The sequence below is a fragment of the Leptolyngbya sp. FACHB-36 genome (assembly GCF_014695955.1).
In the GTDB taxonomy this organism is placed as follows: domain Bacteria; phylum Cyanobacteriota; class Cyanobacteriia; order Leptolyngbyales; family Leptolyngbyaceae; genus FACHB-36.
Genome location: NZ_JACJPG010000362.1, coordinates 1 through 3,554 on the forward strand (window position 1 = coordinate 1; position 3,554 = coordinate 3,554).

At 51.8% G+C, this 3,554-nt stretch carries 5 protein-coding genes; 3 read left to right on the plus strand and 2 right to left on the minus strand.

The features are described from left to right. The 3 genes from H6F43_RS10205 to H6F43_RS10215 all read left to right on the plus strand — a co-directional run. On the plus strand, nucleotides 1-519 hold a 519-nt coding region (locus H6F43_RS10205; RefSeq protein ID WP_190342674.1), incomplete at its 5' end, for a lipocalin family protein. A 74-nt stretch (nucleotides 520-593) separates the two neighbouring features. After that, on the plus strand, nucleotides 594-1,112 hold the full coding sequence (locus tag H6F43_RS10210; RefSeq protein ID WP_190342675.1) for a hypothetical protein: 519 nt from the start codon (nucleotides 594-596) through the stop codon (nucleotides 1,110-1,112). 144 nt (nucleotides 1,113-1,256) lie between these two features. Beyond that, a complete protein-coding gene (locus tag H6F43_RS10215) occupies nucleotides 1,257-1,970 on the plus strand; it encodes a PRC-barrel domain-containing protein (protein ID WP_190342676.1) in 714 nt (237 codons plus the stop codon). Nucleotides 1,971-2,241: 271 nt separating this feature from the next. Here H6F43_RS10215 and H6F43_RS10220 read toward each other — a convergent pair whose 3' ends face one another. Together H6F43_RS10220 and H6F43_RS10225 are read right to left on the minus strand one after the other, a co-directional pair. Further along, on the minus strand, nucleotides 2,242-2,802 hold the full coding sequence (locus H6F43_RS10220) for a CAP domain-containing protein (RefSeq protein WP_190342677.1): 561 nt from the start codon (nucleotides 2,800-2,802) through the stop codon (nucleotides 2,242-2,244). A 200-nt stretch (nucleotides 2,803-3,002) separates the two neighbouring features. Then, nucleotides 3,003-3,383 carry a hypothetical protein gene (locus H6F43_RS10225; RefSeq protein WP_190342678.1) on the minus strand — a complete coding sequence of 127 codons (381 nt, stop codon included), beginning with the start codon at nucleotides 3,381-3,383 and terminating at the stop codon, nucleotides 3,003-3,005. Nucleotides 3,384-3,554: the final 171 nt, after the last annotated feature.

Here is a 3,554-nt window from a genome sequence, read left to right on the forward strand (position 1 = left end):
ACGCTGCGCGTGAACGAGCAGACCTACCACGTTACGGGGCTAACGTGGAAAGACCACGAGTACTCCACGAGTTCGCTCAGCGCGGGCACCGTTGGTTGGGATTGGTTCTCGGCACAGTTCGACAACGGCTCCGCCCTGATGCTGTATCTGCTGCGGCACGATGACGGCACGCTGGAGCCAACCTCCGCAGGCACGTTTGTTGCAGCAGATGGCACGACACAATCGCTAAGCTGGGAGGATTGGCGCATCAATGTGCTAAGCCAGTGGAAGAGTCCCACCAGTAAAGCCGTCTATCCTGCGAAGTGGTCGCTGACCATTCCCAAGCTGGATCTAACGCTGCAAGCCCAACCGTTAATGTCGAATCAGGAGCTGAATACGGCGACTGCTACCTACTGGGAAGGTGCGGTTGCGTTTCAAGGCGAACAACGGGGACAGCCGCTACAGGGCAAGGGATACGTGGAGCTAACCGGATACGCCGATCGCCTGGATACGCTCTTATCGGCTCGGACGCCAAACTAGCCGTCAGTAGTTCAAATGATCTACTATGGAGCTAGGAGGTTCTACGAGAAGCCTGGAAAATCATGGACAGCGCAATGCCTAACTCATTTGCTGACGACGAACTCAGGCAGGCGTCTCACGCACTCGCTGCTGCCTTTGGTGGCGTTGTGCTAGTGGAAGACGCAACGGGAGCGCTGCAAGTCGATGCACTTCAGAAGCCAAAAGCGCCAACGTCGTCCAATGACTCACTGCTGATGCATGAGTCTCTGGGAGAGCCAGAAGAACTTGATCGTGAGCAGCTAGATTTGTTCGAGATTCCAGATAGGCAGCTGTTAGTGTCGCTGTCGCAGTTGCGGCATTGGTACGCGATCGCTCGCGAGCTACAGCGAGACGAATGCTTGCCGCGCATTGCTGACTTGGGCAGGCGGTTCAAGCAAGCGTTTGGTGACGCGAATCCCGACCAGCCGCAGCCGTTCACCACTTGGTCAGCTGAAGATGTGGAGTGCTGGCTAGACGATTTGGCGCAGTGGGAGCAGCTCAAAGGCTCTGCAACTGAAGCCGCTATAGTTCTGAGATCGTCGCTGCACTCACGGGTTTCTCAAGTGGCTCAGTAATCTGCTTAAGATAATAGCTACAAACGCAAAATAAAACTGACGTTTAGGCTCTATCTTTCAAGTCATTCATTTGACAGATGAACCAGCTTTAGTGATTTGTATAGTCTACAATCTATACCTTTAAATCACTGAGGTGGGGGCACTATGGCTCTTTATAAGATTAACGACTTTAAACCGCTCTATCGCACGTCTCTGACCAATTATCCAACCAATAACAAAGTTCTTCAAACGTTTGAAGTGTACCGCGATCGCCATGAAAAACTTGGCGAAGTTGCAGATGGATTGGTTGGCGAAGATGGCACTCTGCGATATCTGGTAGTTAATGTGAATTCTTGGCTATCAGGTAAGCGCGTAATCGTCCCTCTTACCCACACCAATTTTGACTTGCACAACCAGCGCGTTTACGTTCATGGCTTGACCCGGACACACGCTAACGATTTGCCCACCTACTACAACGACACGATCGTAGACGACCTCTACGAAGCGCAAGTTAACACCGTCTTCCGGACACACCACGTTGAAGAACGGGTTCCCGTAGCGGCAGCACCAAGCCAGTATGCCACGACAGTTCATGCACCCGTTACTCAGGCTCCGCCAGCTCCACCACCAAATCCTGGTTTGGCAACTCAGCGCCGTCCTGTCATTGTCCGAGAAGAAGTTATTCCGGTGCAGCGACGGGTGTCCGATCGGCATTCGCGGGGAGGCGACATTGTTGAGCCAGTGAGCGAACAGCCGAAGCAGCTTGCAGATGCGAATGCAAGCTATGGGGACACAACTGCGTTGGAAGAAACTCGTGCGATTAAGTTCTTCCCTCAGCAAATCAAGCCAAGAGAGCGGCGATCGTCCAATCATCTATAAAACTGAACTCTAGAGTGCGTCACCAACAGTTGGTGGCGCACTCTACCCAACGAGGCTACGTTTCTATGAACAGACTCTATCTTTGGGGAGGCGTTGTTGCAACGCTCGTCCTGTATTGGTTGATTGTGAATTTGCTTGTTTAGGAGCTGCTAGGGAAGTAGCTGACACGCTTTGAGAGAATCTATTTTTCTCTTATCAGCGTAGGAGAACAAAGCTAGATAGCTGCCACTTTCTTGTGAGATAGAAGCGAATTGGCAAGAGTTCAAGTCTTCTAGATCGATCGCATAAATAGCTGAGTGAAATAGTACTTGTTGCCTTTTCGCCATACGCCTATTCCAGTTTCACGAAAGCCCGATTGCAAGATGTTTTTGCGATGTCCAGGGCTATTCATCCAGCCATCAATAGCCGCCGGGACGGGCTGAGGAACGTTGGTGCAGGTGAAGAGATTTTCGCCCAGTAGCACATAGGAAATGCCCGCCGATCGCACCCGTTTGACCATCGTGTCGCCCTTAGGACTGTTGTGGCTAAAAAAGTTTTCCTCTGCCATTCGTCGGCTGTAATTTCGAGCCACCTGCGCTAATTTTTCGTTGTTTCGTAACTCGCTCAAGCCTTGTTTGCGGCGAACTTCGTTAATGCGCTGGCGAACTTGCGCCTCCATTTGCGAGGTTGTGGACGACTGCACCGCAATAGCAGGAGGCGAGCCCGGAGGTAAAGGTAACGGAAGCGACACGCTAGGAAGAACCTGACTGATAACAGCGCATCCTGACAGGTTTACCAATGCCAGCATCCAAACCCACGATCGCGACAGCTTTCTCAAACCTAGCTGATTCATTGATTCCTCATTTTGGTTCCGACTAGGCAATTGACGGAGCCGTTGCTCCGTTTGTGCCGATAATTCAATTGTAGAAACTCACGACCGAATCCAACGGAAGCACCCGCTGTTATCCAACTATCCAAAAGAGGAATTTCCGGGTCGCTACTCAACTGGCAGCTTTTCATTCAAGCTGCGGTTTGCTATTTGCGATCGTGGCTTTACTGAAGTTTTGCCTCAAACGCTAAACAGAAGTCTTGAATGTTGGTTTTACTGACATAAATTGCCACTGGGGTCGCGAGTTTCAGCGGCAGGGCGCTTGCGCTAACGAGAGCGCTGAGCGCCGACGGAGTCAAGCCATGCTCGAATTCCTGTTTCACCTGAGGTTGGCAAATGACATACCGCCAACGTTTAACTAAGCCGTCGAGCCAGCGATCGGACGTATCCGGCTCCTGCCCCACCTGAATCGCTAAGACGATCGCGGCATCTTCTAAATCGCCTTCGCAATCCGCAATCTCATCTAGGGCAACGAGGGCATCCGGATAATCAGCAAACGCCGATCGCCACTGCTCAATTTCCTCTAGCGTCACAGTAATTGACATGGGTCCGCACTCGCTCTAACAGACAAAATCAGGGGCACAGTCTCCCGTGCCCCTTACTGATCCTGCCTCAAGTTCCAAGAAACGCCGTTAAAGAACCACAGAACTATACAATTCCAGGACCTCGACCTCGGCTATCGTGATCCATGGTCAGGTTGCCTTCCTGGTCGTCGT

Bases quoted from the DNA above. Each gene is read 5' to 3' on its own strand.
- H6F43_RS10225 (WP_190342678.1), bottom strand. From the start codon at position 3,383: ATGTCAATTACTGTGACGCTAGAGGAAATTGAGCAGTGGCGATCGGCG.
- H6F43_RS10220 (WP_190342677.1), bottom strand. From the start codon at position 2,802: ATGAATCAGCTAGGTTTGAGAAAGCTGTCGCGATCGTGGGTTTGGATG.
- H6F43_RS10215 (WP_190342676.1), top strand. From the start codon at position 1,257: ATGGCTCTTTATAAGATTAACGACTTTAAACCGCTCTATCGCACGTCT.
- H6F43_RS10210 (WP_190342675.1), top strand. From the start codon at position 594: ATGCCTAACTCATTTGCTGACGACGAACTCAGGCAGGCGTCTCACGCA.